The sequence below is a fragment of the Pseudomonas sp. PA-6-3C genome, from assembly GCF_021605825.1.
Classification (GTDB): Bacteria; Pseudomonadota; Gammaproteobacteria; order Pseudomonadales; family Pseudomonadaceae; genus Aquipseudomonas; species Aquipseudomonas edaphica.
In genome coordinates this window covers 23160-49752 of the sequence record NZ_WKDV01000037.1, presented here as the reverse complement: position 1 = coordinate 49752, position 26593 = coordinate 23160, and the positions used below count along the sequence as shown (strand labels likewise).

The 26593-nt window shown below is 59.5% G+C and carries 25 protein-coding genes; 12 read left to right on the top strand and 13 right to left on the bottom strand.

Going from position 1 to position 26593, the window contains the following annotated elements; genetic code table 11:
• Positions 1-40 precede the first annotated feature (40 nt).
• The 4 genes from gltP to GIW48_RS22180 all read right to left on the bottom strand — a co-directional run bounded on the left by gltP (position 41) and on the right by GIW48_RS22180 (position 3105).
• Positions 41-1372: a glutamate/aspartate:proton symporter GltP gene (gene gltP, locus GIW48_RS22195; RefSeq protein WP_017139080.1), complete on the bottom strand. Its 1332-nt coding sequence runs from the start codon at positions 1370-1372 to the stop codon at positions 41-43.
• 729 nt (positions 1373-2101) lie between these two features.
• Positions 2102-2569: an inhibitor of vertebrate lysozyme family protein gene (locus GIW48_RS22190; protein WP_169987972.1), complete on the bottom strand. Its 468-nt coding sequence runs from the start codon at positions 2567-2569 to the stop codon at positions 2102-2104.
• A 2-nt stretch (positions 2570-2571) separates the two neighbouring features.
• Positions 2572-2736: a DUF1328 domain-containing protein gene (locus GIW48_RS22185; RefSeq protein WP_003170804.1), complete on the bottom strand. Its 165-nt coding sequence runs from the start codon at positions 2734-2736 to the stop codon at positions 2572-2574.
• Between the two features lie 78 nt (positions 2737-2814).
• Positions 2815-3105, bottom strand: a complete 291-nt coding sequence (locus GIW48_RS22180; protein WP_017139082.1) for a hypothetical protein — start codon at positions 3103-3105, stop codon at positions 2815-2817.
• 378 nt (positions 3106-3483) lie between these two features.
• Between GIW48_RS22180 and algB the strand changes: the two genes are divergently transcribed.
• Together algB and GIW48_RS22170 are read left to right on the top strand one after the other, a co-directional pair.
• A complete protein-coding gene (gene algB / locus GIW48_RS22175) occupies positions 3484-4830 on the top strand; it encodes a sigma-54-dependent response regulator transcription factor AlgB (protein ID WP_017139083.1) in 1347 nt (448 codons plus the stop codon).
• Positions 4831-4840: 10 nt separating this feature from the next.
• Positions 4841-6628: an ATP-binding protein gene (locus tag GIW48_RS22170; protein WP_017139084.1), complete on the top strand. Its 1788-nt coding sequence runs from the start codon at positions 4841-4843 to the stop codon at positions 6626-6628.
• Between the two features lie 122 nt (positions 6629-6750).
• Here GIW48_RS22170 and GIW48_RS22165 read toward each other — a convergent pair whose 3' ends face one another.
• The 6 genes from GIW48_RS22165 to GIW48_RS22140 all read right to left on the bottom strand — a co-directional run bounded on the left by GIW48_RS22165 (position 6751) and on the right by GIW48_RS22140 (position 12273).
• Complete coding sequence (locus GIW48_RS22165; protein ID WP_236460930.1) at positions 6751-7527, bottom strand: N-acetylmuramoyl-L-alanine amidase; 777 nt, start codon at positions 7525-7527, stop codon at positions 6751-6753.
• Positions 7528-7615: 88 nt separating this feature from the next.
• Complete coding sequence (locus GIW48_RS22160; protein WP_236460931.1) at positions 7616-9685, bottom strand: diguanylate cyclase; 2070 nt, start codon at positions 9683-9685, stop codon at positions 7616-7618.
• A complete protein-coding gene (locus GIW48_RS22155; protein WP_419789530.1) occupies positions 9682-10563 on the bottom strand; it encodes an endonuclease/exonuclease/phosphatase family protein in 882 nt (293 codons plus the stop codon). The genes GIW48_RS22160 and GIW48_RS22155 overlap by 4 nt, the downstream gene beginning before the upstream one ends.
• Positions 10564-10570: 7 nt before the next feature.
• Positions 10571-11206, bottom strand: a complete 636-nt coding sequence (gene dsbA, locus GIW48_RS22150; protein WP_017139088.1) for a thiol:disulfide interchange protein DsbA — start codon at positions 11204-11206, stop codon at positions 10571-10573.
• A 170-nt stretch (positions 11207-11376) separates the two neighbouring features.
• A complete protein-coding gene (locus GIW48_RS22145) occupies positions 11377-12018 on the bottom strand; it encodes a c-type cytochrome (protein WP_017139089.1) in 642 nt (213 codons plus the stop codon).
• A gap of 33 nt (positions 12019-12051) precedes the next feature.
• Positions 12052-12273 (bottom strand): cytochrome, encoded by a 222-nt coding sequence (locus tag GIW48_RS22140; protein WP_017139090.1) that lies wholly within the window; start codon positions 12271-12273, stop codon positions 12052-12054.
• 192 nt (positions 12274-12465) lie between these two features.
• On the opposite strand from GIW48_RS22140, the gene yihA reads away from it, so the two are divergent.
• Positions 12466-13107, top strand: a complete 642-nt coding sequence (yihA, locus tag GIW48_RS22135; protein ID WP_017139091.1) for a ribosome biogenesis GTP-binding protein YihA/YsxC — start codon at positions 12466-12468, stop codon at positions 13105-13107.
• A gap of 269 nt (positions 13108-13376) precedes the next feature.
• Here yihA and polA read toward each other — a convergent pair whose 3' ends face one another.
• A complete protein-coding gene (gene polA / locus GIW48_RS22130; RefSeq protein ID WP_017139092.1) occupies positions 13377-16154 on the bottom strand; it encodes a DNA polymerase I in 2778 nt (925 codons plus the stop codon).
• 74 nt (positions 16155-16228) lie between these two features.
• Here polA and GIW48_RS22125 point away from each other — a divergent pair, with 74 nt between their 5' ends.
• Positions 16229-16519 carry a DUF2782 domain-containing protein gene (locus GIW48_RS22125; RefSeq protein WP_017139093.1) on the top strand — a complete coding sequence of 97 codons (291 nt, stop codon included), beginning with the start codon at positions 16229-16231 and terminating at the stop codon, positions 16517-16519.
• 55 nt (positions 16520-16574) lie between these two features.
• Positions 16575-17528, top strand: a complete 954-nt coding sequence (locus GIW48_RS22120; RefSeq protein ID WP_017139094.1) for a homoserine kinase — start codon at positions 16575-16577, stop codon at positions 17526-17528.
• A gap of 121 nt (positions 17529-17649) precedes the next feature.
• On the opposite strand, the gene GIW48_RS22115 is transcribed toward GIW48_RS22120, so the two are convergent.
• A complete protein-coding gene (locus GIW48_RS22115; protein ID WP_017139097.1) occupies positions 17650-18579 on the bottom strand; it encodes a metal ABC transporter solute-binding protein, Zn/Mn family in 930 nt (309 codons plus the stop codon).
• A gap of 58 nt (positions 18580-18637) precedes the next feature.
• Here GIW48_RS22115 and GIW48_RS22110 point away from each other — a divergent pair, with 58 nt between their 5' ends.
• Genes GIW48_RS22110 through GIW48_RS22095 form a run of 4 tightly spaced genes read left to right on the top strand, consistent with a single transcriptional unit; the run spans position 18638 to position 21443 of the window.
• Positions 18638-19120, top strand: coding sequence for a Fur family transcriptional regulator (locus GIW48_RS22110; RefSeq protein ID WP_017139098.1), 483 nt, complete (start codon positions 18638-18640; stop codon positions 19118-19120).
• A complete protein-coding gene (znuC, locus tag GIW48_RS22105) occupies positions 19120-19905 on the top strand; it encodes a zinc ABC transporter ATP-binding protein ZnuC (protein WP_017139099.1) in 786 nt (261 codons plus the stop codon). Before GIW48_RS22110 ends, znuC begins: the two co-directional genes overlap by 1 nt.
• Positions 19898-20686, top strand: coding sequence for a zinc ABC transporter permease subunit ZnuB (gene znuB / locus GIW48_RS22100; RefSeq protein WP_099550164.1), 789 nt, complete (start codon positions 19898-19900; stop codon positions 20684-20686). The genes znuC and znuB overlap by 8 nt, the downstream gene beginning before the upstream one ends.
• A gap of 37 nt (positions 20687-20723) precedes the next feature.
• Complete coding sequence (locus tag GIW48_RS22095; protein ID WP_236460933.1) at positions 20724-21443, top strand: PA5502 family lipoprotein; 720 nt, start codon at positions 20724-20726, stop codon at positions 21441-21443.
• 101 nt (positions 21444-21544) lie between these two features.
• Here the strand turns inward: GIW48_RS22095 and katE are convergent, their stop codons facing one another.
• A complete protein-coding gene (katE, locus tag GIW48_RS22090) occupies positions 21545-23686 on the bottom strand; it encodes a catalase HPII (protein ID WP_017139102.1) in 2142 nt (713 codons plus the stop codon).
• Positions 23687-23951: 265 nt separating this feature from the next.
• Here katE and GIW48_RS22085 point away from each other — a divergent pair, with 265 nt between their 5' ends.
• Genes GIW48_RS22085 through GIW48_RS22075 form a run of 3 tightly spaced genes read left to right on the top strand, consistent with a single transcriptional unit; the run spans position 23952 to position 26457 of the window.
• Positions 23952-24959 carry a methionine ABC transporter ATP-binding protein gene (locus GIW48_RS22085; RefSeq protein WP_017139103.1) on the top strand — a complete coding sequence of 336 codons (1008 nt, stop codon included), beginning with the start codon at positions 23952-23954 and terminating at the stop codon, positions 24957-24959.
• A complete protein-coding gene (locus GIW48_RS22080; RefSeq protein WP_017139104.1) occupies positions 24959-25633 on the top strand; it encodes a methionine ABC transporter permease in 675 nt (224 codons plus the stop codon). Before GIW48_RS22085 ends, GIW48_RS22080 begins: the two co-directional genes overlap by 1 nt.
• Before the next feature lie 50 nt (positions 25634-25683).
• Positions 25684-26457, top strand: coding sequence for a MetQ/NlpA family ABC transporter substrate-binding protein (locus tag GIW48_RS22075; protein WP_017139105.1), 774 nt, complete (start codon positions 25684-25686; stop codon positions 26455-26457).
• Positions 26458-26593 lie beyond the last annotated feature (136 nt).

The following is a 26593-nucleotide window of genomic DNA, read 5'->3' as shown; positions in this document are numbered from 1 at the left end:
CCCGGAATTTTCCGGGGTTTGTTTCAAAGCAGCGGTGCTATCAGCCGCGGGTAGCTTGTGCGGTCGGTGCGGCTTCTTTGCTGCGCCAGTGCGGCAGCGAGTTCCAGTAGCGCTCGCCCTTGGCATCGTCGTACATGCCTTCCCAACGAGAGATAACCAGAACGGCCAGGGCGTTGCCGATCACATTGAGTGCGGTACGCGCCATGTCCATCACACGGTCGACACCGGCGATAAAGGCCAGGCCTTCCAGCGGAATGCCCACGCTGCCCAGGGTAGCCAGCAACACCACGAAGGACACGCCGGGCACGCCGGCGATACCTTTGGAGGTGACCATCAGGGTCAGTACCAGCATCAGTTGCTGGCCAATCGACAGGTCGATGCCATACAGCTGGGCGATAAAGATGGCCGCGATACTCTGGTACAGGGTCGAACCGTCGAGGTTGAACGAGTAGCCAGTTGGCACTACGAAGCTGCAGATGGCCTTCGGCGCACCGTAGGCTTCCATCTTCTCGATCACACGCGGCAACACGGTTTCGGAGCTGGCGGTGGAGTAGGCCAGTACCAACTCATCCTTGAAGATGCGCATCAGCTTGAGAATCGAGAAGCCGAACAGGCGGGCGATCAGGCCCAGTACCGCAAAGGCGAAGAACAGGATGGCGACGTAAACCAGGATCACCAGCTTGGCCAGCGGCAGCAAGGAGGCGAAACCGAAGTTGGCGACGGTTACCGCGATCAAGGCAAATACACCGATTGGGGCGTACTTCATGATCATGTGGGTCACTTTGAACATGCTCTCGGACACGCCCTGGAACATGGTCACCAGCGGTTCGCGCAGCTCAGGCTTGAGGCTCGACAAGCCCAGGCCGAACAGCACCGAGAAGAAGATGATCGGCAGCATGTCGCCACGGGCAACGGCAGCGAAAATATTCGATGGGATCAGGTTGAGGATGGTTTCGATGAACGCATGCTCATGCTGCACTTCGGCGGCGGTGGCGGTGTATTTGGAAATATCGACGGTACCCAGGGTACTCATGTCGATGCCAGCGCCCGGGTGGAACAGGTTGGCAAGCAACAGGCCGACCACAATGGCGATGGTGGTGACCACTTCGAAGTAAAGAATGGTTTTGACGCCGATCCGCCCCAGCTTCTTCGCATCCCCTACGCCGGCGATGCCAACAATCAGCGAGGAAATCACAATCGGGATCACGATCATCTTGATCAGGCGGATAAAGATATCGCCCGCTGGCTGCAACACATTGCTGATCCACCAGGCTTTTTCAGCACTGAAATGGTTGAGCACTGCACCGATTGCGATCCCCAGTACCAAACCGATGAGGATCTGCCAGGCGAGGCTTAGCTTTGCCTTCTTCATGTCATTACCCTTACTTCAAGTGGACTTAAGGCAAATGCGCCACTCGCAACGCTCGGAAGCGAAAAAGTGTGCGCATTTGCCTCCATGGAAGGTCACCGCAGCATGGCCGAAATGGCTTACTGGCAGGCGAAAAAAGGCGCAACTATTCCCATGCAAGGGTTCGACGTCTAATGCCGTAAACGCCTACCCTATGCCGAATCGGCATGACTTTTTTTGAAATTAGCTGTCCGAACGGTCAGTTCAAATCCGCCATTAAAGCCCGTGAATATGCCGTTAACCGGCCAATACCGGCTCGCTCAGAGATGTTGGACGACTTATACAGGTTGGCGAAAATGCCTGGGAATTCACTGACCTGGCGCCAGAAATGTCCTATGGCGCAGCCAAAATTTTCTCGATAGATGGTCGCCACGAAACACCAAGTAATGGTTAGGCGCGCGCAAAAGAGAAATTGTCGGCTATGAGCCGTATAAGAAGCGGAGCATGAGAGTGACAAGCCCGTCGCAAGTTCAGCAAGCGTGAGGGCTTGTGAACTTGCGTCGCAGCTTTTCACCTGACCCGGCCCTTGCGCAGGCACTCCCTGTACCCGTAGGTCACGCCGATCTCGATTGATCAGAGCAACCCGGCCCCCTGGTCATGCATCACCCTTGGCGGGCGATGCAGACAGAAAGAAGCGAGGGGCTTCTTTCTATGGACGCCGGCTCCGCAGACGACAGACGCATCAGACGGAACCTAGTACCAATTCGGATCTTTCTTAAGCTGCTCCATCAGCAGCTTTTGCATGCCTTCGTTCGGCTTACCGATAAAACGGTAATCGGCGTGCCGTGTCGGGGATTTGTCTGCCGGCAAACCGGCCGGGACTTCCACCAACATGGCGTAGGCATCTTCCTTGTCGAGGCTAAAGGCAACGATCAGGCGCTTGTTCAGGCACGTATCTGCAGTCTCACAGAGCGGCCCCACCAAATACTTGTCGCCATCTTCTTCAACGGCATTCATTTGCTCGGCCGTACCGGACAGGTTCATCACCCATTCCGGCAAGCGCTGTTCTTTCTTCACCACGCTTTGCCAGGTTTCGCGGTACTGCTTATCCGCACTAAGCAATTCGTTGGCTCGGGATTGGCCGTCATTGGCGGCCATCACCAGCCCGCTGCCGCCCAAGAGCAGGGCGGCAGCCATGGCTTTAAAGGACAAAATGGTCATATTCAGCCTCGGCCGCGACGACCAAAGAAGAACGAAGCGATGAACATCACCAGGAAAACCACAAACAGAATTTTTGCGATACCCGTGGCGGTGCCCGCGATACCACCGAAGCCCAGGACTGCAGCCACAATGGCGATGATCAGAAATGTGATTGCCCAACTCAACATGGTGATTCTCCTTACGCTTTTATAGGGGTAACAGCGGTAGTGCCGTGCAGCCGCTCAACACAAGCGACCTTTTCTTGCTTAGAACACCCAGCGCTCTTGGGTTGGCAATTCACCCAGGGTTGAATCCTGGCCTGCCACTCTCAATTGCGGGGCGGTTACTTCAGTAGTAGCGCTGGCGCTGCCAACGGAACGGAAATGGGTTTGGGTCATCGACGGACGTTCGAATTGCGCGGTTTGCTGCTGACTTTGCTGCCAATGCTGCATCTGCTGGCCGGCAATCAACGTGACCATCAAAGCCAGGCTGGCGAACAGACCTTGCTGCAAGCGCAGTGGCGATACACGTAGTTGGCTGAGGCTTTGGCGAGTCATGCTGCATTTCTCCCGCATTTTGACTATTCGTTGGGAGAGCTATTGCAGAGTGCATGCCAGTTTTTTTACAAAATAAAACTCAATAAAATCAATTAGTTATAGATACACCAATACAGTATCGAACAGCATCCTGCACGATGCCCCTTTGCAGGCCGTGCGAAATGCACGATGGTCAGTGGTCGGGTCAATGGATCGAAACAACCGCGGGCGTTGCCGAATTGGCAAGAAGGCAAGAAAACGCCATCAATCGGCGCCTTTGTAGGGGAACGTGAAGATACCTGCGCGAAGATGCCTTTTATGAATCAGAATAAACCATGCAACTTGCCCGATTAATCCGGGACTAAACACCATCATTTATAGTTAAGGAGCGCGGGACAGATGGAATCAGCCAAGGAACTTCAAGGCCGCATTCTTTTAGTGGATGACGAATCCGCGATCCTCCGCACCTTCCGTTACTGCCTGGAAGATGAAGGCTACAGCGTAGCCACTGCCAACAGCGCCGCCCAAGCCGATGCCTTGATGCAGCGTCAGGTATTCGACCTGTGCTTCCTGGACCTGCGCCTGGGTGAAGACAATGGCCTGGATGTGTTGGCCCAGATGCGCATCCAGGCGCCATGGATGCGCGTGGTGATTGTGACCGCGCATTCGGCTGTAGACACCGCCGTTGACGCGATCCAGGCCGGCGCCGCCGACTACCTGGTCAAGCCGTGCAGCCCCGATCAACTGCGCCTGGCCACCGCCAAGCAGTTGGAAGTGCGCCAGCTCTCCGCACGCCTGGAAGCACTGGAAGGCGCAGTGCGCCAACCCAAGGACGGCCTCGATTCCCACAGCCCGGCGATGATGGTGGTACTGGAAACTGCGCGTCAGGTGGCTGGCACCGATGCCAATATTTTGATCCTCGGTGAGTCCGGCACCGGTAAAGGCGAGCTGGCCCGGGCCATTCACGGGTGGAGCAAACGCTCGAAAAAATCCTGCGTGACCATTAACTGTCCGTCACTGACAGCCGAGCTAATGGAAAGCGAGTTGTTCGGCCATAGCCGTGGCGCGTTTACCGGCGCCAGTGAGAGCACGCTGGGCCGCGTTAACCAAGCCGACGGCGGCACGCTGTTTCTCGACGAGATCGGCGACTTTCCCCTGACGTTGCAGCCAAAACTGCTGCGATTCATTCAAGACAAGGAATATGAGCGCGTAGGCGACCCGGTCACTCGACGTGCTGATGTGCGCATCCTCGCGGCCACCAACCTGAACCTGGAAGACATGGTGCGCGACGGCCGTTTCCGGGAAGACTTGCTCTACCGCCTCAACGTCATCACCCTGCACCTGCCGCCCCTGCGCGAGCGCAGTGAAGACATCCTGACTCTGGCCGACCGTTTCCTGGCGCGCTTCGTCAAGGAGTATGCCCGACCTGCACGCGGTTTCAGCGATGCCGCCCGTGAAGCGCTGCTTAACTACCGCTGGCCGGGCAATATCCGCGAACTGCGTAACGTGGTGGAGCGGGCCAGCATCATTTGCCCGCAGGAAAAGGTTGAAATCAGCCACCTCGGGATGGCCGAACAGCCGACCAACAATGCCCCGCGTATTGGCGCAGCACTGAGCCTGGACGAACTGGAGAAAGCCCATATCGGCGCCGTTCTCGCTACCAGCGACACCTTGGATCAAGCGGCCCGCACGCTGGGCATCGACGCGTCGACCCTGTACCGCAAACGTAAACAGTACAACCTGTGAGCTGTACCTTATGAAGCTTGCGATGAAACTGCGCACTCGGTTGTTTCTGAGTATCTCAGCGCTGATAACCGTCGCCCTGTTGGGACTGGTCCTGGGACTGGTCAGCGTCATGCAAATGGCCAAGAGCCAGGAGTCGCTGATCCGCAGCAACTTTATCACCCTGGACCTGGGCCTCAAGCTGCGCCAGACCTTGGGCGACCAGTTGATCCTGATGCTGGAGGAGCAGCCCGACCCCGCTGCCCTGCAGACGTCCAAGCAGAACTATTTTGCCCTGCTGGACCAGGGCATCGCCCATGAGCAGCAGGACGGCAGAACCAGTGGCTTCAGCCAGGCACGCATCGACTACCTGAATTTCCTCAAGGCGTTTGACGAGGCTCAGCAAAGCTCACTGGCCAACAATAAAAACGAAAAACTCACCGAAACCTTCAATGCACTGCGTAACGGACTGATCGCTGAACACAAAGGCGCCCTGGAAAATATCAACGACAGCGAGCACAAGTCGCGCAATCGCGCCTTGTTAATCGCCGGCTTGCTGGGGCTGGTCGGCCTGGCGGTGTTGATCATCGGCTTCGTCACCGCCCATGGCATCGCCCGGCGCTTTGGCGGGCCAATTGAAGCCTTGGCCAAGGCCGCCGACAAGATCGGGCAAGGCGATTTCGAAGTGACGCTGCCGATCTCATCGGCGGCAGAAATGAATCAGCTGACCCGTCGTTTCGGCATCATGGCCGAAGCACTGCGTCAGCATCAGGCGACCAATATCGATGAATTGCTGGCCGGCCAGCAACGCCTGCAAGCAGTGCTCGACAGCATCGACGACGGCTTGCTGATGATTGACCGCCAAGGCCGTCTGGAACACCTTAACCCCGTGGCACAGCGCCAGTTGGGCTGGGACGAAGAGCGCCTCGGCCAGGGCTTGGGTGAAGCCTTGGGTCGCCCTGAAATGGATGAGCAGCTGCAACTGGTGCTGCGCGGCGGCAACCTGGAGCGCGCGCCGGACGATCTGGAAGTGGAAGTCGAAGGCGAACTGCGCCTGCTGACCTACAGCCTGACGCCGGTCAGCCATACCCAAGGGCATATTCTAGGTGCGGTGATGGTGCTGCATGACGTCACCGAACAACGCGCGTTCGAACGTGTGCGCAGCGAGTTCGTATTGCGCGCCTCCCACGAATTACGCACGCCGGTGACGGGCATGCACATGGCCTTCGGGCTGTTTCGCGAACGGGCGAAGTTTCCCGCCGAGTCCCGTGAGGCCGACCTGCTGGATACGGTCAATGAAGAAATGCAGCGCCTGATGCAGTTGATCAACGACCTGCTCAACTTCTCGCGCTACCAGAACGGTCTGCAAAAACTCACGCTCGGGCCATGCGATGTCACTGATTTGCTCGAGCACGCACGAGCCCGGTTCACGGAGCCCGCGAACGCACAACACATCGAACTGCTGGTGGAAGCCCAATCGGAACTGCCCAGGCTGTACGCCGACCAGGTTCAACTCGAGCGTGTACTCGATAACCTTCTAGGCAATGCTTTGCGACATACCGCCAATGGTGGCCAGATTCGCTTGCAGGCGCGTCGCCACGGCGAACGGGTGATTATCAGCGTTGAAGATAACGGCGAGGGTATTGCCTATGGCCAACAGGGGCGCATCTTTGAACCTTTCGTACAAGTAGGCCGCAAGAAAGGCGGCGCTGGCCTGGGGCTGGCGTTGTGCAAGGAGATCGTACAGTTGCACGGCGGTCGCATGGGCGTGTATTCGCGGCCGGGGCAGGGTACGCAGTTCTATATGGCGTTGCCGTTGTAGCCTGGATAAAAAAATGTGGGAGCGGGCTTGCCCGCGATGATGGTGGTTCAGCCAAAACTTTGTTGACTGACACTCCGTCATCGCGGGCAAACCCGCTCCCACATTTGAATGGGGTTACACCTTTAGCGGCGGTTCAATGCGCTCAGGATAGCTGCACTTTCCGCATCCGGCGTGCCGTCGAACCGTGATGGCCGGAAGTGCATCTGGAACGCCGCGATCACATGGCGCGTGGCCACATCCAGCTCACCCGTCTGCGGCGTCTGGTAGCCCAGACGCGCCAGTTCTTCCTGGAACCACGTAATACTCGGCAGGCTAACGGCATACTGTTGCTGGAACCGAGCCACCGCCTGTGCATCCGGCCACACGCCCAAACCTTCAGCCGCCAGGCGCTTCCACGGGAACAACGGGCCTGGGTCGAGCTTGCGCAATGGCGCAATGTCGCTATGGCCGATAATGTTTTTGGGGGCGATGCCGTTGCGCTTGCTGATGTCCTTGAGCAACACCACCAACGACTGCACCTGGGCCTCGGAGTACGGGTACCACAGGCGGCCGGTCGGCGCGTCTGTATAACCTGGGTTCACGATCTCGATGCCAATGGAGCTGGAATTGAGCCAGGTGCGGCCCGCCCATTCGCTTTCACCGGCGTGCCAGGCGCGCTGGCTCTCGTCTACCAGCTTGTAGATGGTGCCTGAAGCATCATCGCCAATGAGGTAATGGCTGCTGACCTGGCCGTGCGTGAGCAGCGCCAGGGAGCGTTCAAGGCTGGCGGAGGTGTAATGGACAATGACGAACTGCACGCGGTTGTCGTGGTTCAAAGAAGGGTGGCTGGTGTTCAGCCGCGGGCCGCTGGCGCAGCCGGCGAGCAAAAGAAGCACAAAGGCAATGCAAAAGGATTTCATGGCGGAAGACAGTACGCAGAAGACGATAATGCAACAGTGTAACGGATGGTTCGGGGCTCGACGGTCAAATCACAAAATGGAACATCTTTTACGCCGCCTGCACCCGGTTGCGTCCAGCGGCCTTGGCCCGATACAACGCCTCATCGGCACGCTTTAGCGCCAGGTCACTGCGTTCTCCCGGCAGGAACTGTGCCACGCCCATGGACACCGTGATGGTCACCGGCTCGCCTTTGAAGTGGAACGGGCATGCCTCGATGGCCGAACGCAGCACCTCACCCACGTCCAAAGCATCTGCCAAACCTGAGTCAGGCATCAACAATACAAACTCTTCACCCCCAAATCGCGCGATAAAATCGCCGGAGCGCAGGCGCTTGCGCAACACATTGGCGATGATCTTCAGCACCTTGTCGCCGGCCAAGTGGCCGTAGCCATCGTTGATGCGCTTAAAGTGGTCCAGGTCGAGCATGGCCAGTGACAGGCTGTTGCCGCGCTGATGCCAGCTATTCACTTCATGATCCAGGCGCTCGCTCCAGGCCGCACGGTTGGGCAGGCCGGTGAGCGGGTCGATCAAGGCCTTCTGGCGCTGCACTTCCAAATGCTCGCGATAACCTTGGGCTTCCTGCTCCATGTTCGCCACCCGCTCGGCCAGGCTTTTGAGCCGCGCCGCGACTTCCTGCTCGCGCTGGTCACGCTGCTGCCGGTGTTCGTCCATGGTGCCGAGCAAGCCTTCAAGGTGGCTTTCCAGCACATGCTTGAGGCTGTCCAGGTCAGCAGCTTCCTGCACGCTGCTTTGCAGGCCGTCGACCTGTTCACGGATCTGCGTATCCAGCTCCCGTGCGGCCGAGCGGCTGTCGGCGTGCCCCTCACTGGCCACCTGCAGATGGCCCTGGAAGGCTTCGAGGCGTTCATTAAGCTGCTTGAGGTAGGCCTCGAACTCATGCTGGCCACTGTCGGTAATCGCCAGCATCAGCACCGCCAGGTCATCGAGGATCGGCAGCAATTCGTACCAGTTCAAGCCGTGGGCCAAGCGCTCGCGCATGGCTTCGGCCTGGGGCCGGTGGCGCTCGGGTAAGGACAGATCCTCCAGCAAGCCAAGCAAGGTGTCTTCGATATGCTTGGCGACCGAGCTATAGGACGGCTCGGGGGAGTCGGGCAGGGCGTAGGTGCCGTCCGGTTGCAGCGCATCGGGATCGGGCTCGCAGGGTTCCAGCACGGGCGGAAGCGACAGGCTGCCGATGAGCGTTTGATCTGGCGTGTCGACCTCAAACTGCGGCTCTTCGATAAATGCAGCAAGGGCGCTTTCGGGCGCGGCTTCCTCTAGTGCTGGCTCGGGCATCTCTGGCTCAGAGACTTCGTCAGGCCCGACGGGGGCTTGCTCCGGCGCCGGTGCCTCAAAGGCAAAGGCTTCGCGGGCGACTTCAGCCACTTTGACCGGCTCAGCGGGTTCAGGCTGCGCGGCGGCCGGCGTTACCGGCAATGGCGCAAAAGCGCGCAAGGCTTGGGTCAGCTCTTCGGATTGCACGGGCTCCAGTGGCTCGGGCGCGGCTTTGGCAGCAGCAGGTTTCGACGCCGGCGGTTGCGGTGCATAGAGCGGGGCAGATTCAACCACCGGCGCCTCATTCGACACATCCTTTGCACCAAACAGGCGTTGCAGCAGGCCTGGCCCAGGACGCGCGGCTTCGCCTTCCGGCTCCAGGTTATTCAGCGCTTGCCCTTGCAGGCTGCTCAATTCGCTGAGCAGCAGCGGGATCTCACGCGCCTGGCCGACTCGGCCATCAAGCTGCTTGGCGAAGGTTTTCAGCGGGCGGGCGACTTCACGCGGCAGGGGCAGTTTCTGCAACTGCGCGACCAAGGCCGTCAGCGCGGTGCTGATCTGGTCGACCCGGGTTTCGCGGCGCTGCTCCGAGTCGAGCACGGCCTTTTCCAGGCGTGGCAGCAAGGCGGCGAGGGCGGCGTCCATGTCGTCGGTGCGCACCACATCGCGCATCTCCTTCATGCATTGGTCAACCGCACGGTCGGTGCCTTCCGCCGCCAGCGTGCTGCGCACCAGGCCTCGGCGCAACAGGTCGAGACGGGCAGCCCAGCGGCGTTCGAGCTTGTCTTGCTGCTCAACGCTTTTAAGGTATTTCTCTTTCCAGCGCTGGGCGTCGTCGCTCATGCAAGCGGGCCACTGGTGCCTGGGCTCAACGCGGGTAATGCGTCAGCCGTGAGCGAACCCGGCAGACGAATCTCTACCGCGACCGGCAGGTGATCGGAAATGGGCTGCGCCAGCACCTGCACGCTTTCCAGTGTGAGGCTCGGGCTTAGCAGGATATGGTCGAGACAACGTTGCGGGCGCCAGCTGGGGAACGTGGCTTCGACTTGCGGCGCCAGTAACCCGAGGTCGCGCAACGGGGAATTCTGCAACAGGTCGGTGGCATGAGTGTTCATGTCACCCATCAGTACCTGGTGTTTGTAGTTGCCGATCAGATCACGCACGTAGGCCAACTGGAGGTTGCGTGTACGCGCTCCAAGCGCCAGGTGCATCATCACCACCACCAAGGCTTCCGGGCCTTCGCCGAAACGCACAAGAATCGCGCCGCGCCCTTTTGGGCCGGGCAACGGGTGATCTTCGATGGCTGTCGGCTTCAAGCGGCTGAGCACGCCATTGCTGTGCTGTGCCAGGCGCCCGAGGTTGCGGTTGAGTTGCTGATACCAATAAGGGAAAGCACCGAGATGGGCGAGATGCTCCACCTGATTGACATAACCGGAGCGCATGCTGCCGCCGTCGGCTTCCTGCAAGGCGACCAGATCGAAGTCGTTGAGCAGGTCGCCGATTTTCTGCAGATTACCGGTACGCCCTTTGTGCGGCAGCAGATGCTGCCAGCCACGGGTGAGGTAGTGCCGATACTTCTCGGTACTGTTGCCCACCTGAATATTGAAGCTGAGCAGCCGCAGACGACTGTCTGCCGGCAAGCCCGTGGACTCCAGGTGGTGTTCGTTGACCCGCGGTTCATGCAGGCCAACGCTACGTTCAGTACCCCAGCCGCGCATGATGGCCCCCTTACTTGGCTGCGCGCTCTTTAGCGATCAGTTGGTCGGCAACATTGAGGGTTTGCTCAGGACCACCGGTAGTGCCCAGGTCGAAACGGTATTTGCCGTTGACGATCATGGTCGGTACGCCTTGTACGCCGTACTTCTGGGCGAGTTCCTTGGCCTGTTTGATTTGGCCCTGGATAGCGAAGGAGTTGAAGGTGGCCAGGAACTTGTCCTTGTCGACGCCTTGGGTGGCAACAAAGTCAGCCATTTCGTCAGGCTTGGTCAGGCGCTTGCCTTCTTTTTGAATCGCATTAAATACAGCGTTGTGAACCTTGTGCTCGACACCCATGGCTTCCAGGGTCAGGAACAGTTGGCCGTGGGCATCCCATGGGCCGCCGAACATGGCCGGGATGCGTCGGAAGTTAACGTCGGACGGAAGTTTTTCGGCCCAAGGATTGATAGTCGGCTCAAAGGCGTAGCAATGCGGGCAGCCATACCAGAACAGCTCCACCACTTCGATCTTGCCTGGCTCCGAGACCGGAACCGGGTTGGCCAATTCAACGTAGGTTTTACCGGCTTCAAGCGGCACGTCGGCAGCTTGCGCGGTCATGCCGAAAAGGCTGACAGTGACGAGAGCGGCGCTGAGGATCAGATTACGCATGCTTTACTCCTGGACAAATAAAGTCGCCTCACGCGACCTTTAGTTGTGACAGGTCTACGCGGGCATGAGTTCGTTAGTGTAACGGCACCGGCCACAAAAAAGGGCGGCCTAAGCCACCCTTTTTATGCTTGCATCGATGGATTAATCGAGCGTTAACGTCGCAGGTCCAATCAGTGCAGGCCCTGAATATAGCTGGACAGCGCTTCGATATCTTTATCCGAAAGTTTCGCCGCAATGTCAGTCATCATTTTGTTGCTGGCATCGCCATCGATGGAGCGAACCTTCTCGCGGAAGTCCTTCAACTGCTTGGCTGTGTATTGGGCGTGCTGACCACTCAGGTGGGGAAAACCCGCCTCGGCCAGCCCACTGCCACCTGCGATGTGACAAGCCTTACAGGCAGGCATGCCACCGATAGGTTGGTCTTCAGCGAGTTTGCCGCCTTGAAACAACGCCTGGCCTTTATCAACGAGCTTCGGATCAGCAGCTCCCACACTGCCTTTCTGGCTGGCAAAATACGCCGCGATGTCCGCCAGGTCCTGATCGCTGAGATTAGTCAGCAAGCCGGTCATTTCCAGCACCGTGCGCTTGCCGTCCTTGATGTCGTGCATCTGCTTGGTCAGGTAACGCTCACCCTGGCCTGCCAGTTTGGGGAAGTTCGGCGCCGGGCTGTTGCCATCCGGTCCATGGCAAGCACCACATACGGCGGCTTTCGCTTGACCGGCAGTGGCATCACCTTTAAGGGGGCCCTCTGCAGCGACGGCAGCGCCAGTGATGCCCAAGGTCAACAGCAGACTCACGATCAGTTTGTTCATCAGCTAATCCAACTACGGCTAAGGGTTTAAGAGTTATCTACCGGGTTTACTCACCATCAACGCGTTGATGGCCTGGTAATCCTCAGTACTGCAGTCCATGCACAAACCACGCGGCGGCATTGCCTTGAAACCCTGAGTCACGTGTTGCATCAGCGTAGCCATGCAAACTCGGTTGTACAGCGCCTCTGGATCCTGTGTAGCCTGAGCGCCTAAAAGCGCGATCAGGACACCAAAAGCGCATAACCATCGGGTCATACATCGACCTTTTCAGGGTTTGAGAGCGTTTTGCGTTCTAATGCGCAATGAAGGTCTTTCGCTCCCGTGAACTTCATCCTTCGCTGGGACAAAGCACACACAAAATCTGCGGCATTATATACTGGCGCTACTGAAACGGAAACGACACCGCTTGCCGCACCCTTTCTCGGCACCGCCCACATCGGAAATCTCATGCAACTCAAGAATCCCATCCTCGGCCTGTGCCAACAGTCCACGTTCATGCTCAGCGCCGCCAAAGTGGACCAATGCCCCGATGACGAGGGCTTTGAAGTCGCCTTTGCCGGCCGTTCCAACGCCGGTAAGTCCAGCGCGCTGAACACCCTGACCCACGCCAGCCTGGCGCGCACCTCGAAAACCCCGGGCCGCACGCAGCTGCTCAATTTCTTCAAGCTAGACGATGATCGGCGTCTGGTCGACCTGCCGGGCTACGGTTATGCAAAAGTACCCATCCCGTTGAAGCTGCACTGGCAGCGTCACCTTGAGGCTTACCTGGGTGGCCGCGAGAGTTTGAAGGGCTTGATTCTGATGATGGACATCCGTCATCCAATGACCGATTTCGACCTGCTGATGCTCGATTGGGCCGTCGCCAGCGGCATGCCGATGCATATCCTGCTGACCAAGGCCGACAAGCTGACCTACGGCGCAGCCAAGAACACCTTGCTCAAAGTGCAGTCCGAAATCCGTAAAGGTTGGGGCGACGCGATCACCATCCAGTTGTTCTCGGCGCCCAAGCGCATGGGCCTGGAAGACGCTTACACCGTGCTGGCCGGCTGGATGGAATTAGCAGACAAGGGCGCGGAAACCGCCGAATAACTTTTGCGCAGGCAAAAAAAACCCCGGACTTCGTATGGGGAGGGGAAGTTCGGGGTCCAAGTTCCGGACCGCTAGGGCGGGGTCCAGATATCTGCCAACACTTAACACAACATAGGAGCATTGAAGGGCTTCACCACCCATTCAGTAACTCTGAGTAGCAGTTCACGGGTTAAGTTCCGGCAGGTCAAAAAAACTATTGGAAATAACCTGCGACGCCTTTTGATCTAAAGCGCTCTGCCATCACCCTCGGCAATGGCAGAGCCGCGCTGTCAGTGTGCTTCGTCCCAGTTATCGCCCACGCCCACGTCTACCACCAAAGGCACGTCAAGCTTGGCCGCCGCGCTCATATGCTCGCGGATCTTCTCGCTGACTTGCGCCACCAGATCCTCACGCACCTCAAGCACCAATTCATCGTGCACCTGCAGGATCACCTTGGCATCCAGGCCCGACTCGGTCAGCCAGTTGTCCACCAGCACCATGGCTTTCTTGATGATGTCCGCCGCGGTGCCCTGCATCGGCGCGTTAATCGCTGTGCGTTCTGCGGCCGCGCGCTCCTGAGGCTTGTTGGAGTTGATGTCCGGCAGATACAGCCGACGCCCAAAGAAGGTTTCGACATAACCCTGGTCGGCCGCCTGGGCGCGGGTGCGCTCCATGTATTCACGCACGCCTGGGTAGCGCGCAAAGTACACATCAATGTAGGCCTTGGCGGTCTTGGTATCCACGCCAATGTCCTTGCCGAGCTTCTGCGCGCCCATGCCGTAGATCAGGCCAAAGTTGATCGCCTTGGCACTGCGGCGCTGGTTGGACGTGACCTCTGTCAGCTCAACCTTGAACACTTCGGCGGCGGTGGCGGTGTGCACGTCCAGGTCATTACGGAAGGCATTCATCAGCCCCTCGTCCTTGGACAAATGCGCCATGATCCGCAGTTCGATCTGCGAATAGTCCGCCGCCAGCAACTTGTAGCCTTTAGGCGCGACAAACGCCTGGCGAATGCGCCGCCCTTCGGCGGTGCGCACCGGGATGTTCTGCAGGTTCGGATCACTGGACGACAAACGCCCGGTCGCCGCCACCGCCTGATGATAAGACGTGTGAATACGCCCGGTACGCGGGTTGATCTGCTCCGGCAGGCGGTCGGTGTAGGTGCTTTTGAGCTTGCTCATGCTGCGGTACTGCATCAGTACCTTGGGCAACAGGAAGTCATCTTCGGCCAGCTTGGCCAATACTTCTTCAGCCGTGGACGCCTGGCCTTTGCCGGTCTTTTTCAATACCGGCAAACCGAGCTTCTCGTAAAGAATCGCCCCGAGTTGCTTGGGCGAGCCCAGGTTGAACTCTTCACCGGCGATCTCAAACGCCTGGCGCTCCAGCTCAACCATCTTGTTGCCCAGCTCGATACTCTGGATGCCCAGCAGCGCCTTATCCACCAATGCGCCTTGACGCTCGATACGCGCCAGCACCGGCACCAAGGGTATTTCAATGTCCGTCAGCACACTGGCAAGGCTTGGAATGGCTTCAAGCTGCGCATGCAAAGCCTGGTGCAGGCGCAGCGTCACGTCGGCATCTTCGGCCGCATAAGGGCCGGCTTGCTCAAGCGGGATCTGGTCGAACGTCAGCTGCTTGGCGCCCTTGCCGGCGATGTCCTGGAAGCTGACAGTGTCGTAGTCCAGGTACTTCTTGGCCAGGCTGTCCATGTCGTGCCGGGTCGCGGTGGAGTTCAGCACATAGGATTCGAGCATGGTGTCGAAAGCGATGCCGCGCACGGTAATACCGTTGGCCTGGTCGCCGCCGATGGCACAGTTGGCCAGGATGTTCATGTCGAACTTGGCGTGCTGGCCGACCTTGAGCTTGGTCGCGTCCTCCAGCAACGGCTTCAAGGCCAGCAGTACCGTGTCACGGTCCAGTTGCTGCGGCGCGCCGATGTAGGAATGGGTCAGCGGGATGTAAGCTGCTTCATGGGGCTGCACGGCAAAGGAAACCCCGACCAATTGCGCCTGTTGCGCATCGATCCCGGTAGTTTCGGTGTCGAAGGCGAACAATTTTGCCGCGTTGAGTTTTTTCAGCCAGGCGTCGAATGTCGCCTGGTCGAGGATGGTGGTGTAAGACGCTTCTGCGGGTGCCACCCCTTCGACGGCCTCCTCAACAACAGGGGCAGCCTTGAGCTCAACGCGCTTGGCATCACGCTGGATTTCATCAAACCAGCTCTTGAACTCCAGCAGCGTGTACAGCTCCAGCAGCTTTTCGCGGTCCGGCTCGATCAGGTGCAAATCATCCAGGCCCACATCCAGCGGCACGTCGACCTTGATCGTCGCCAGTTGATAGGACAGGAATGCCATCTCCTTATGCTCTTCCAACTTGGCCGGCAGGGTCTTGGCCCCGCGGATCGGCAAGGTCGGCACGATATCCAACTGCTCATACAGCTCTTTGATGCCGCCATTCACGCCCACCAGCAAGCCGGAAGCCGTCTTCGGACCAATCCCCGGCACGCCTGGGATGTTGTCGGACGAATCGCCCATCAGCGCCAGATAATCGATGATCTGCTCCGGAGCGACACCGAATTTCTCCTTCACGCCCTCGATGTCCATCGAGCTACCGGTCATGGTGTTGACCAAGGTAATGTGCCCGTCCACCAGCTGCGCCATGTCCTTGTCGCCGGTAGAAATCACTACCGGACGGTCAGCCGCCGCGCTGCTGCGGGCCAGCGTGCCGATCACATCATCGGCCTCGACGCCTTCAACGCACAGCAAAGGGAAGCCCAGGGCGATCACGCTCTGGTGCAAAGGCTCGATTTGCAGGCGCATGTCATCGGGCATGCTTGGGCGGTTGGCCTTATATTCGGCGTACATCTCATCGCGAAAGGTCCCACCCTTGGCGTCGAACACCACCGCGAACGGGCTGTTTGGGTACTGCTTGCGCAGGCTTTTGAGCATGTTCAACACGCCCTTGACCGCACCGGTCGGCAGGCCTTTGGAGGTGGTCAGCGGTGGCAGCGCGTGGAAGGCGCGGTACAGATAAGAAGAACCGTCCACCAGGACGAGGGGGGCTTGGCTCATGAGCAGGATCAACCTTTTCGGCGGGTCAGGCGCTAGAATAGCCGGACCAATGACGACAAAGGGACAAGGTTATCATGCGTACAGTAAATCGCCTGTTGTTGACCGGCTTGATTGCACTCACCCCGATAGTGGCCATGGCGGCGGATACTGCGCCGTCGGGCGACCCGGAAGTTACCATTCGCACGGAAGGCGACAAGACCATTCAGGAATACCGCCAGAATGGCTTCCTGTACGCAATTAAGGTGACGCAAAAAGGCTTTCCACCGTATTTCCTGGTGCGCGCGGACGGAACCGATGCGAACTTCATCCGCTCTGACCAGCCGGATATGCTGATCCCGTCATGGAAGATCTTCGAATGGAAATGATTTCTTAACTTAAATTGGCGCCGCGCACTGCGGCGCCCGTACTGGCAGCTTAAACATGTCTGTGTTCACCCCCCTGGCTCGGCCCGAGCTGGAAACCTTTCTCGCCCCTTACGGGCTCGGCCGCCTGCTTGATTTCCAGGGGATTGCCGCCGGTAGCGAAAACACCAACTTCTTTATCAGCCTGGAACAGGGCGAATTCGTCCTGACTCTGGTTGAGCGCGGCCCAGTGGCGGAAATGCCGTTCTTCATCGAACTGCTAGACGTGCTCCACGACGCCGACCTACCGGTGCCTTACGCACTGCGTACCACCGATGGCATGGCGCTTCGCGAACTCAAAGGCAAACCGGCGCTGTTGCAGCCGCGCCTGGCCGGCAAGCACATAAAGGACGCCAACGCGCAGCATTGCGCCCAGGTCGGCGACCTGCTCGGCCACCTGCACCTAGCGACGCAAGGCGACAAAGTGCTGGAGCGCAAGACCGATCGCGGCCTGGAGTGGATGCTCACTGAAGGCGCGCAGCTTATTTCACACCTGAACGAAGCCCAGCAGCGTCTGCTGCAAGCGTCCTTGAGCGAAATCGAAGCCCACAAGGCCGACATCCTCGCCCTGCCGCGCGCCAACGTACACGCCGACCTGTTCCGCGACAACGCGATGTTCGAAGGCACCCACCTCACCGGTTTGATCGACTTCTACAACGCCTGCTCAGGCCCGATGCTCTACGACGTGGCAATCGCCTTGAATGACTGGTGCTCCGACGCCGATGGCGTGATTGATGGGCAACGCGCCCGCGCGTTGCTGGGCGCCTACGCGGGGCTGCGGCCGTTTACCGCCAAGGAGGCCGAGCTGTGGCCGACCCTGCTGCGCGTTGCGTGCGTGCGTTTCTGGCTGTCACGCCTGATCGCCGCGGAATCGTTTGCCGGGCAGGATGTGTTGATCCATGACCCGGCGGAGTTCGAGCATCGGCTGGCGCAGCGCCAGCAGGTCACAGTCCACCTGCCGTTCGCGCTCTAGTACTCGACTCGGTCAATGTGGGAGCTGGCTTGTCGAATCGTCGCACCGCTGCGATAGCGGTGTGTCATTCGACATCGCCATCGCAGGCAAGCCAGCTCCCACAGTCATTCTGTGTTGGCTGTTAGAGCGACTCCAGGCACCCGGCCAAGTCATTCCCCAGCTTTTCCAGTACCTGCTCATAACCCTGCGCCGTCGCCGGGGTATAGCCACCCAACGCATCCAGCTCTGCCAACTTCACCGGCAAGCCCGCCACCAAAGTCTCGGCCAAACGCGGACGCAACGGCGGCTCGCTGAACACGCACGTCTTACCCACTTCCTGCAAACGCGTACGCATCGCGGCAACATGCTGAGCGCCCGGCTGCACTTCGGCGGCCACGCTGAACACGCCCGTGTGCTTGAGCCCGTAAGCGTCTTCGAAGTAATCAAATGCCTCGTGGAACACGAAGTACGGCTTGTCGCCGACGGTGGACAGGCGCGCCTTCAAGCGTGCATCCAAAGCATCCAGACGCTCATCGAACGCCTTCACATTGCTCTGATAACGCGCAGCGTTGGCCGGGTCGGCAGTGCTGAGGTCAGACGCCATGCGCGCAGCGATCACGCGGGCATTGACCGTCGATAACCACAAGTGCGCATCCAGGCTGCCAGGGCGGTGATCGTGGTCGTGTTCGTCGGCATCATCGGCATGCGAGTGGCTATCTTCGGCGAACCGACGCAACTTCATCCCAGGCAAGTCCTGAACGGCCACAGTCGGCAGGCTACGCCCCTTGAGCACGCGTGGCAGGAAGCTCTCCATGTCCGGGCCGATCCAATACAGCAGGTCTACCGACTGCACGCGCCGTACGTCGGATGGGCGCAAGGCATAGTTATGCGGCGATGCGCCAGGCGGCAACAGCACCTCTGGAATCGCCACGCCGTCCTGCACAGCGGCGGCGATCAACTGCAACGGTTTGATGCTGGTCAGCACCTTGACCTCAGCCTGAGCGGCCCCGGTGATGAACAAACTGGTGACAAATACGACAAAAACGGGAAAAAGTCGGGACACGATGACCACTCAATGGCGTAGGAACAGGTAACATAATAACGTCTCTATCAAATGTCTGTCGCCGCTCATGCCTAAAACACCGCTTGCCAGCCGTCCCCACGACCACTCTCACTGCGTACACACCGCGCTGTCGGAGGCCGATACCCTGTGCGCGCAGAAAGGCTTGCGCCTGACTGCCCTGCGTCGTCGGGTGCTGGAGCTGGTGTGGCAAAGTCACAAGCCCCTGGGCGCCTACGACATTCTTGGCGTGCTCAGCGAGCAGGACGGCCGCCGCGCCGCACCGCCGACGGTGTACCGCGCGCTGGACTTCCTGCTGGAAAACGGCCTGGTGCATCGCATCGCATCGCTCAACGCCTTTGTCGGCTGCAGCCACCCGGAACACGCGCACCAGGGCCAATTCCTGATCTGCCGCGAATGCCACGCCGCCATCGAGCTTGAACAAAAAAGCATCAGCGACGCCATCATCAAAAGCTCCGCCGACGTGGGCTTCAAGGTCGAAGGGCAAACGGTCGAAGTGGTCGGGCTCTGCTCCGGTTGCCAGGGGGCTTGATGAGCAACGCGTTAATCCGCCTGGAGCAGGTTGGGGTCACGTTCGCCGGGCAAAACGTACTGGATAACATCGCATTGAGCGTGGAGCCAGGGCAGATCGTGACGCTGATCGGCCCCAATGGCGCCGGCAAGACCACGCTGGTGCGCGCCGTGCTTGGCCTGCTCAAGCCCGACAGCGGCAGCGTGTGGCGCAAGCCCAAGCTGCGCGTCGGTTACATGCCGCAAAAATTACACGTCGATCCAACGCTGCCGCTGTCGGTACTGCGCTTCCTGCGCCTGGTGCCTGGCGTCGACCGCGCACGCGCACAAGCGGCGCTTAAGGAAGTCGGTGCCGAACAGGTTATCGACAGCCCGGTGCAGAGCATCTCCGGCGGCGAGATGCAGCGCGTACTGCTGGCGCGCGCCTTGTTGCGCGAACCCGAGCTACTGGTACTTGATGAACCCGTGCAAGGCGTGGATGTTGCCGGCCAGGCCGAGCTGTACAGCCTGATCACCCGCCTGCGTGACCGCCATGGCTGCGGCGTGCTGATGGTCTCCCACGACTTGCACCTGGTGATGAGCACCACGGATCAAGTGGTGTGCCTCAACCGCCACGTATGCTGCTCCGGCCACCCGGAACAGGTGAGCGGCGACCCGGCATTCGTCGAGCTGTTCGGCAAAAACGCGCAGAGCCTGGCGATCTATCACCACCATCACGATCACGCCCATGATTTGCATGGCGCTGTGGTCGACGATCCCGCTACGCCTCAACCCCACGTTCATGGAGATAGCTGCAAGCATGGCTGATTTTCTGCTCTACGCCCTGCTGGCAGGCTTGGCTTTGGCACTGGTGGCAGGCCCATTGGGCTCGTTCGTGGTCTGGCGGCGCATGGCCTACTTTGGCGACACGTTGTCGCATGCCGCGCTGCTGGGCGTGGCCATGGGCTTTCTGCTGGATGTGAGCCCGACCATCGCCGTCACTGCGGGCTGCCTATTACTGGCAGTGCTGCTGGTAACCCTGCAACAGCGCCAGCCGCTGGCCTCGGACACGCTGCTGGGCATTCTGGCGCCAAGCACGCTGTCGCTGGGCCTGGTGGTGCTGAGCTTCATGCATGAAGTACGCATCGACCTGATGGCCTACCTGTTCGGCGATTTGCTGGCGATCAGCCCCACTGACCTTGCCTGGATCCTCGGCGGCAGCGCCGCTGTGCTGGTGCTGCTGGTGGCCTTGTGGCGCCCGTTGCTGGCAATTACCGTGCACGAAGAGCTGGCCACCGTCGAAGGTTTGCCCGTACCGGCGCTGCGCATGACCCTGATGCTGTTGATCGCCGTGGTGATTGCTGTCGCAATGAAGATTGTCGGCGTATTGTTGATCACGTCGCTGCTGATCATTCCCGCAGCCGCCGCCCAGCGCCATGCCCGCTCACCGGAGCAGATGGCGATCGGCGCCAGCCTGCTGGGCATGCTCGCCGTGTGCGGGGGCTTGGCGCTGTCCTGGTTCAAGGACACGCCGGCCGGGCCGTCGATTGTGGTCACGGCCGCCGCCCTGTTTCTGCTGAGTTTTGTCCTGCCCCGTCGAGGGGTGTAGACTTGCTCGCTTTTTGCGCAAATAGAGAGTCGCAGGAATGAAGCCGTTCAACTCCCGTTATCTGCTCCTTGCCGCATTTTCCCTGCTGCTGGGCGCCTGCCAAAGCACACCGCCCGCCGCCCCCGAGGCGCAGGACCCGCGTGCTGCGGCCATCGCGCAGCTGGAGCAAAACCTGGCCAGCAGTGAACTGGCCACCGCCGAAGACGAGCTGGCCGCATTGCAGGCCCAATCGCCCAACGACCCAGCCCTGGAAACCTACCAGCGCCAATTGGCCGAAGCCTACTTGCAACGCAGCCAGATCGTATTGCAAAAAGGTGATGTGAATGCCGCCGCTACGGCGCTAAGCCGCGCACGCGCCTTGATGCCCAAGGCTCCGGCGCTCACGGGCGGCGTCAACAGCGCCATCAGCCACGCCCGCAAAGCCGAGCTGGATAAAGCCGAAGCCGCCTTGAAAGCTGCCGAGGCCAAGCCACCCGCCAAGGTCATCGACCCGGCGGCTCAAAGCACCACGGTTGCGTTGAACCTCACCGATATTGAAGAACTTCGCCATCAGTTGGATGCGATCGCCACCGATGTGGTGAATTACCAGTGCGACGTGACCATTCAGGCGCCGCGCACCCAGGATTACCCATGGCTGGCCACACTGCTGACCAAACGGGTGAAGCGCATTGATTCGGCGTATGACCTGGAGATTCACCGGCAGATTGTGAAACACATCCCGGCGCAGGTTGTGTTGATTCCGCGCAAAACCGAGTAAAGCCATCGCAGGCAAGCCAGCTCCCACTTTTTGAACTGTGAATACAGTCAAATGTGGGAGCAGGCTTGCCTGCGATAGCGGTCTAACAAACACCCAAAAGCTTAAGCCGGAATCGCCTTGGCCTTAGGCTCCCGCGCCCACACCCGATGCTGTGCAATCGCCGCGAAGAATGCCTTGAACGCCTTGGCATCCGCTCCCACGATCAACCCCGCATCCGCCTCCAGCTTAAGCTGCTCCAGCAACGGCTTGGCATCACTGGCAAGCGCAATCGCCTTCAGATGCTTGTACGCCTCCAACAGGAAGTGCAACGCCACGCCGTCGCCACTCAAGGCCTTGATCGACTCTTTACCGCCCGGCACGAACACCGCATCAAACGCCACCGACGGCATGCCTTCCATCGACGCATCCACCGGCAGGCTCTTGCCATCCGCAGTCTTCACCGGTGCCGACGTCGGCCCCAGCACCTTGGCATGCGCACCTTCGGCGGCCAGCGCTTTCTTCAACGCCGCAATCGCTGCGCCATCCACACCGTTAGCCGCAAGAATTGCGACTTTGCGTGTTTTGATGTCGCCCGACAGCAGGTTCACCTGGCTCAACGCCGGCGACTCTTTCAGCGACGTCTTGCGCGGCGGTACCGTGCCTTTGGTCGGCGCCGGCAGGCCGAGGTTCTGCGCAACGCGCTTGGCCAACTCCAGGTCGATATTGGCCAGAATCTCGTTGACCTGACGCGCGCGGATAAACTCACGCTCCACCTTGCCCAACTCGAAGCTGTAGGCCGCGATGATGTGCTCTTTCTCGTGGTGGCTCATGCTGTGGAAAAACAGCGTGGCTTGCGAGAAATGGTCACCAAACGACTCACTGCGCTCACGTACCTTGTTGGCGTCGACGCGCTCGTAATAAGTCTCGAACCCGCCATCCTGAGCCGCCGCCGGCGTTTCTTTGGGCCAACCGCCATCAATCGAGTTCGGCTCGTAGGACGCACGGCCCTTATCGATCACGGTGCGGTGCTGGGCATCACGCTGGCCGTTATGGAAAGGCGTGACCGGCCGGTTAATCGGCAGCTCATGAAAATTCGGGCCACCGAGTCGGCTGATCTGCGTATCGGTGTAGGAAAACAGACGGCCTTGCAGCAGCGGGTCGTTGGTGAAGTCGATACCCGGCACGATATGGCCTGGGCAAAAGGCGACCTGCTCGACCTCGGCAAAGAAGTTGTCCGGGTTGCGGTTAAGCACCATTTTGCCTAGCGGGGTTATCGGCACCAGCTCTTCGGGGATGATCTTGGTCGGGTCGAGCAGGTCGAAGTCGAACTTGTGCTCGTCCTCTTCGGCAACGATTTGCACGCCCAACTCCCACTCAGGGTAGTCGCCGCCCTCGATCGCTTCCCACAGGTCGCGACGGTGGTGGTCGGTGTCTTTACCGGCAAGCTTTTGCGCTTCGTCCCACACCAGCGAGCAGGTACCGACTTTCGGGTGCCAATGGAATTTCACAAAGCTGGACTTACCTTCGGTATTGATCAACCGGAAGGTGTGAATACCAAAACCCTGCATGGAACGCAGGCTTTTTGGAATGGCACGGTCAGACATGGCCCACAGCACCATATGCGCCGATTCCGGCTGCAGCGAGACGAAATCCCAGAACGTATCGTGGGCCGAGCCGCCGGTAGGAATTTCGTTATGCGGCTCAGGCTTTACCGCATGCACAAAGTCCGGAAACTTGATCGCATCCTGGATGAAGAAGATCGGCATGTTGTTGCCCACTAGGTCGAAGTTGCCTTCGTCGGTGAAGAACTTCACGGCAAAGCCGCGTACGTCACGCACGGTATCGCCCGAACCACGCGGGCCTTGCACGGTGGAGAAGCGCACGAACACCGGGGTTTTATGCTCCGGGTTACGCAGGAACCCGGCCTTGCTCAGCGCAGAATGGTTCTTATAGGTCTGGAAATAACCATGGGCGCCAGTGCCACGGGCATGCACGATGCGCTCCGGGATACGCTCATGGTCAAAGTGCGTGATTTTTTCACGCATGATGAAGTCTTCCAGCAGCGAGGGGCCACGGGCGCCGACTTTGAGGGTGTTCTGGTTATCGGAAATCTTTACGCCTTGGTTGGTGCGCAGCGCCTGGCCGGTCGCATCGGAGCGAAACTCTTCCAGGGCCTGCAGCTTGGCGTTGGTGTTGCCACGGTCCAGGGTATCGGTGCCCGCAAGCTCACTCTTAGGCGGGGTGGCTGGCTTCTTGGTACTCATCAGTCAAAACTCCTTATTCAAAGTGGCCAGAGCGGTCCCCGGCTCGTTTGAGCAAACCCCCAGGCACGGCACCTGGGAAATTGAGTTGCTTAAGTAGTGACTGATGGGGTTTTGGGCCGTTCCTTTTTTATGACCTTTGATCGCGTTATTGCCAAATCGCTGGTTGAATGCGAAATAAATGCTAAGAAACGCTATACGGACAGGCTAAAATGCGCGCCCGGCTAACCGCTGATCCCTTTTCAATGCGCCCCACAAGGTTCGCTACGTGATCGAGTTTCATAACGTCCATAAAACCTACCGCGTCGCCGGTAAGGAAATCCCCGCCCTGCACCCCACCAGCCTGCGCGTCGAAAACGGCCAGGTGTTCGGCCTGATTGGCCACTCCGGTGCGGGCAAAAGTACCCTGCTGCGCCTGATCAATCGCCTGGAGCAGCCAAGCGGCGGTCAGATCAACGTCGACGGTGAGGAAGTCACCGCCCTGGACGCCAACGGCCTGCGCCGTTTTCGCCAGCAAGTGGGGATGATCTTCCAGCACTTCAACCTGCTGGCGTCCAAGACCGTTGCCGACAACGTGGCATTGCCGCTGACCCTGGCCGGCGAATTGTCGCGTAAAGACATCGACCTGCGCGTGGCTGAACTGCTCGCCCGCGTGGGCCTGTCGGACCATGCCAAGAAGTACCCGGCGCAGTTGTCCGGCGGCCAGAAGCAGCGCGTCGGCATCGCCCGCGCCCTGGCGACCAAGCCAAAAATTCTGCTGTGCGACGAAGCCACCAGCGCCCTCGACCCGCAGACCACCGCCTCGGTGCTCAAATTGTTGGCCGAGATCAACCGCGAGTTGAAGCTGACCATCGTGCTGATCACCCATGAAATGGACGTGATCCGCCGCGTGTGCGACCAGGTCGCCGTGATGGACGCCGGCGTGATCGTCGAGCAAGGCTCGGTGGCCGAGGTGTTCCTGCACCCCAAGCACCCGACCACCAAGCGCTTTGTGCAAGAAGCCGAGCAAGTCGATGAAGGCGAGCAGCGTGATGTGTTTGCCCATGTACCGGGCCGCATCGTGCGCCTGACGTTCCAGGGCGAAGCGACCTACGCGCCATTGCTGGGGACCGTCGCCCGCGAAACGGGAGTGGACTACAGCATCCTTGCCGGTCGCATCGACCACATCAAAGATACCCCCTACGGGCAACTGACCCTGGCCATCACCGGCGGTGACATGGAAGCGGCCTTCGCCCGCTTTACCGCAGCCGATGTGCATATGGAGGTCCTGCGTTAATGGACGTGTTACTGCATTACTTCGACAAAGTTGACTGGGCCGACATCTGGGTTGCCACCGGCGACACCATGCTGATGCTCAGCACCTCGCTGGTGTTCACCGTACTGGTTGGCTTGCCGCTGGGCGTTCTGCTGTTTCTGTTCAGCCCACGTCAGTTGCTCGAGCAGAAAGCCACCTATGGCGTGCTGGCATTTATCGTCAACGCCATACGCTCTCTGCCGTTTATCATTCTGCTGATTGTGATGATCCCTACGACGATCTTTATCACCGGCACTTCGCTCGGTGTGGCCGGCGCGATTCCACCTTTGGTGGTGGGCGCTTCGACGTTCTTCGCGCGCCTGGTGGAAACCGCATTGCGCGAGGTGGATCGCGGCATCATCGAGGCGACTCAAGCCATGGGCGCCACCACTCGGCAGATCATCACCAAGGCACTGCTGCCCGAGGCTAAACCCGGCATCATTGCGGCCATCACCGTCACCGCTATTGCTCTGGTGGGTTACACCGCCATGGCAGGCGTCGTGGGTGCTGGCGGGCTGGGCGACCTGGCGATCCGCTATGGTTACCAACGTTTCCAGGACGACGTGATGGTCGTCACCGTGGTGATGTTGATTGTGCTGGTACAGATTCTGCAAACCATCGGCGATAAGCTGGTGACACACTACTCTCGAAAATAACCGCCATTGCCGGCCCCCGCCGGCACATGCCCGAACAAGGAGCTTGTTGGATGAAAAAACTACTGGTTGCTTTCGCCGCCGTTGCCGCGTTTTCTGCCCACGCTGCCGAGACTATTACAGTCGCTGCATCGCCGGTGCCCCACGCGGAAATCCTCGAATTCGTGAAGCCTGTACTCGCCAAAGAAGGCGTTAATTTGCAGGTCAAAGTCTTCACCGACTACGTGCAGCCGAACGTACAAGTGGCTGAAAAGCGCCTGGACGCCAACTTCTTCCAGCACCAGCCGTACCTGGATGAGTTCAACAAAACCAAGGGCACTCACCTGGTAAGCGTTGCCGCGGTACACCTGGAGCCACTGGGCGCCTACTCCAGCAAGTACAAAAAGCTGGAAGACCTGCCAAGCGGCGCCAACGTCGTGATCCCGAACGACGCCACCAACGGCGGTCGCGCCCTGCTGCTGCTGGCCAAGCACAACCTGATAACCCTGAAGGACCCGACCAACATCCTGTCGACCATCAAGGACATCAGCGGCAACCCAAAAAACCTGAAATTCCGCGAACTGGAAGCCGCCACCCTGCCGCGCGTGCTGACCCAGGTCGACCTGGCGCTGATCAACACCAACTACGCCCTGGAAGCCAAGCTGGACCCATCCAAGGATGCGCTGGTGATCGAAGGCAACGACTCGCCTTACGTGAACATCCTGGTGACCCGCGACGACAACAAGGATTCGGACGCGGTGAAGAAGCTGGTTGCAGCCCTGCACACGCCAGAAGTGAAAGCGTTCATTCTTGAGAAGTACAAAGGCGCGATTCTACCGGCGTTCTGATCCAGAGCTACACCGTAAACCTAATGTGGGAGCTGGCTTGCCCGCGATAGCAGAGTGTTAGTCACCGAAGATGTTGACTGGCCTGCCGCTATCCCAGGCAAGCCAGCTCCCACATTTGTTTTGTGTTGTGATCGTT

Bases quoted from the DNA above. Each gene is read 5' to 3' on its own strand.
- gltP (WP_017139080.1), bottom strand. From the start codon at position 1,372: ATGAAGAAGGCAAAGCTAAGCCTCGCCTGGCAGATCCTCATCGGTTTG.
- GIW48_RS22125 (WP_017139093.1), top strand. From the start codon at position 16,229: ATGCGTACAGTAAATCGCCTGTTGTTGACCGGCTTGATTGCACTCACC.
- znuC (WP_017139099.1), top strand. From the start codon at position 19,120: ATGAGCAACGCGTTAATCCGCCTGGAGCAGGTTGGGGTCACGTTCGCC.
- algB (WP_017139083.1), top strand. From the start codon at position 3,484: ATGGAATCAGCCAAGGAACTTCAAGGCCGCATTCTTTTAGTGGATGAC.
- yihA (WP_017139091.1), top strand. From the start codon at position 12,466: ATGCAACTCAAGAATCCCATCCTCGGCCTGTGCCAACAGTCCACGTTC.
- GIW48_RS22145 (WP_017139089.1), bottom strand. From the start codon at position 12,018: ATGAACAAACTGATCGTGAGTCTGCTGTTGACCTTGGGCATCACTGGC.
- GIW48_RS22165 (WP_236460930.1), bottom strand. From the start codon at position 7,527: ATGAAATCCTTTTGCATTGCCTTTGTGCTTCTTTTGCTCGCCGGCTGC.
- GIW48_RS22110 (WP_017139098.1), top strand. From the start codon at position 18,638: ATGCCTAAAACACCGCTTGCCAGCCGTCCCCACGACCACTCTCACTGC.
- polA (WP_017139092.1), bottom strand. From the start codon at position 16,154: ATGAGCCAAGCCCCCCTCGTCCTGGTGGACGGTTCTTCTTATCTGTAC.
- GIW48_RS22160 (WP_236460931.1), bottom strand. From the start codon at position 9,685: ATGAGCGACGACGCCCAGCGCTGGAAAGAGAAATACCTTAAAAGCGTT.
- GIW48_RS22190 (WP_169987972.1), bottom strand. From the start codon at position 2,569: ATGACCATTTTGTCCTTTAAAGCCATGGCTGCCGCCCTGCTCTTGGGC.
- GIW48_RS22095 (WP_236460933.1), top strand. From the start codon at position 20,724: ATGAAGCCGTTCAACTCCCGTTATCTGCTCCTTGCCGCATTTTCCCTG.
- dsbA (WP_017139088.1), bottom strand. From the start codon at position 11,206: ATGCGTAATCTGATCCTCAGCGCCGCTCTCGTCACTGTCAGCCTTTTC.
- znuB (WP_099550164.1), top strand. From the start codon at position 19,898: ATGGCTGATTTTCTGCTCTACGCCCTGCTGGCAGGCTTGGCTTTGGCA.
- GIW48_RS22080 (WP_017139104.1), top strand. From the start codon at position 24,959: ATGGACGTGTTACTGCATTACTTCGACAAAGTTGACTGGGCCGACATC.
- GIW48_RS22170 (WP_017139084.1), top strand. From the start codon at position 4,841: ATGAAGCTTGCGATGAAACTGCGCACTCGGTTGTTTCTGAGTATCTCA.
- GIW48_RS22185 (WP_003170804.1), bottom strand. From the start codon at position 2,736: ATGTTGAGTTGGGCAATCACATTTCTGATCATCGCCATTGTGGCTGCA.
- GIW48_RS22140 (WP_017139090.1), bottom strand. From the start codon at position 12,273: ATGACCCGATGGTTATGCGCTTTTGGTGTCCTGATCGCGCTTTTAGGC.
- GIW48_RS22180 (WP_017139082.1), bottom strand. From the start codon at position 3,105: ATGACTCGCCAAAGCCTCAGCCAACTACGTGTATCGCCACTGCGCTTG.
- GIW48_RS22120 (WP_017139094.1), top strand. From the start codon at position 16,575: ATGTCTGTGTTCACCCCCCTGGCTCGGCCCGAGCTGGAAACCTTTCTC.
- katE (WP_017139102.1), bottom strand. From the start codon at position 23,686: ATGAGTACCAAGAAGCCAGCCACCCCGCCTAAGAGTGAGCTTGCGGGC.
- GIW48_RS22075 (WP_017139105.1), top strand. From the start codon at position 25,684: ATGAAAAAACTACTGGTTGCTTTCGCCGCCGTTGCCGCGTTTTCTGCC.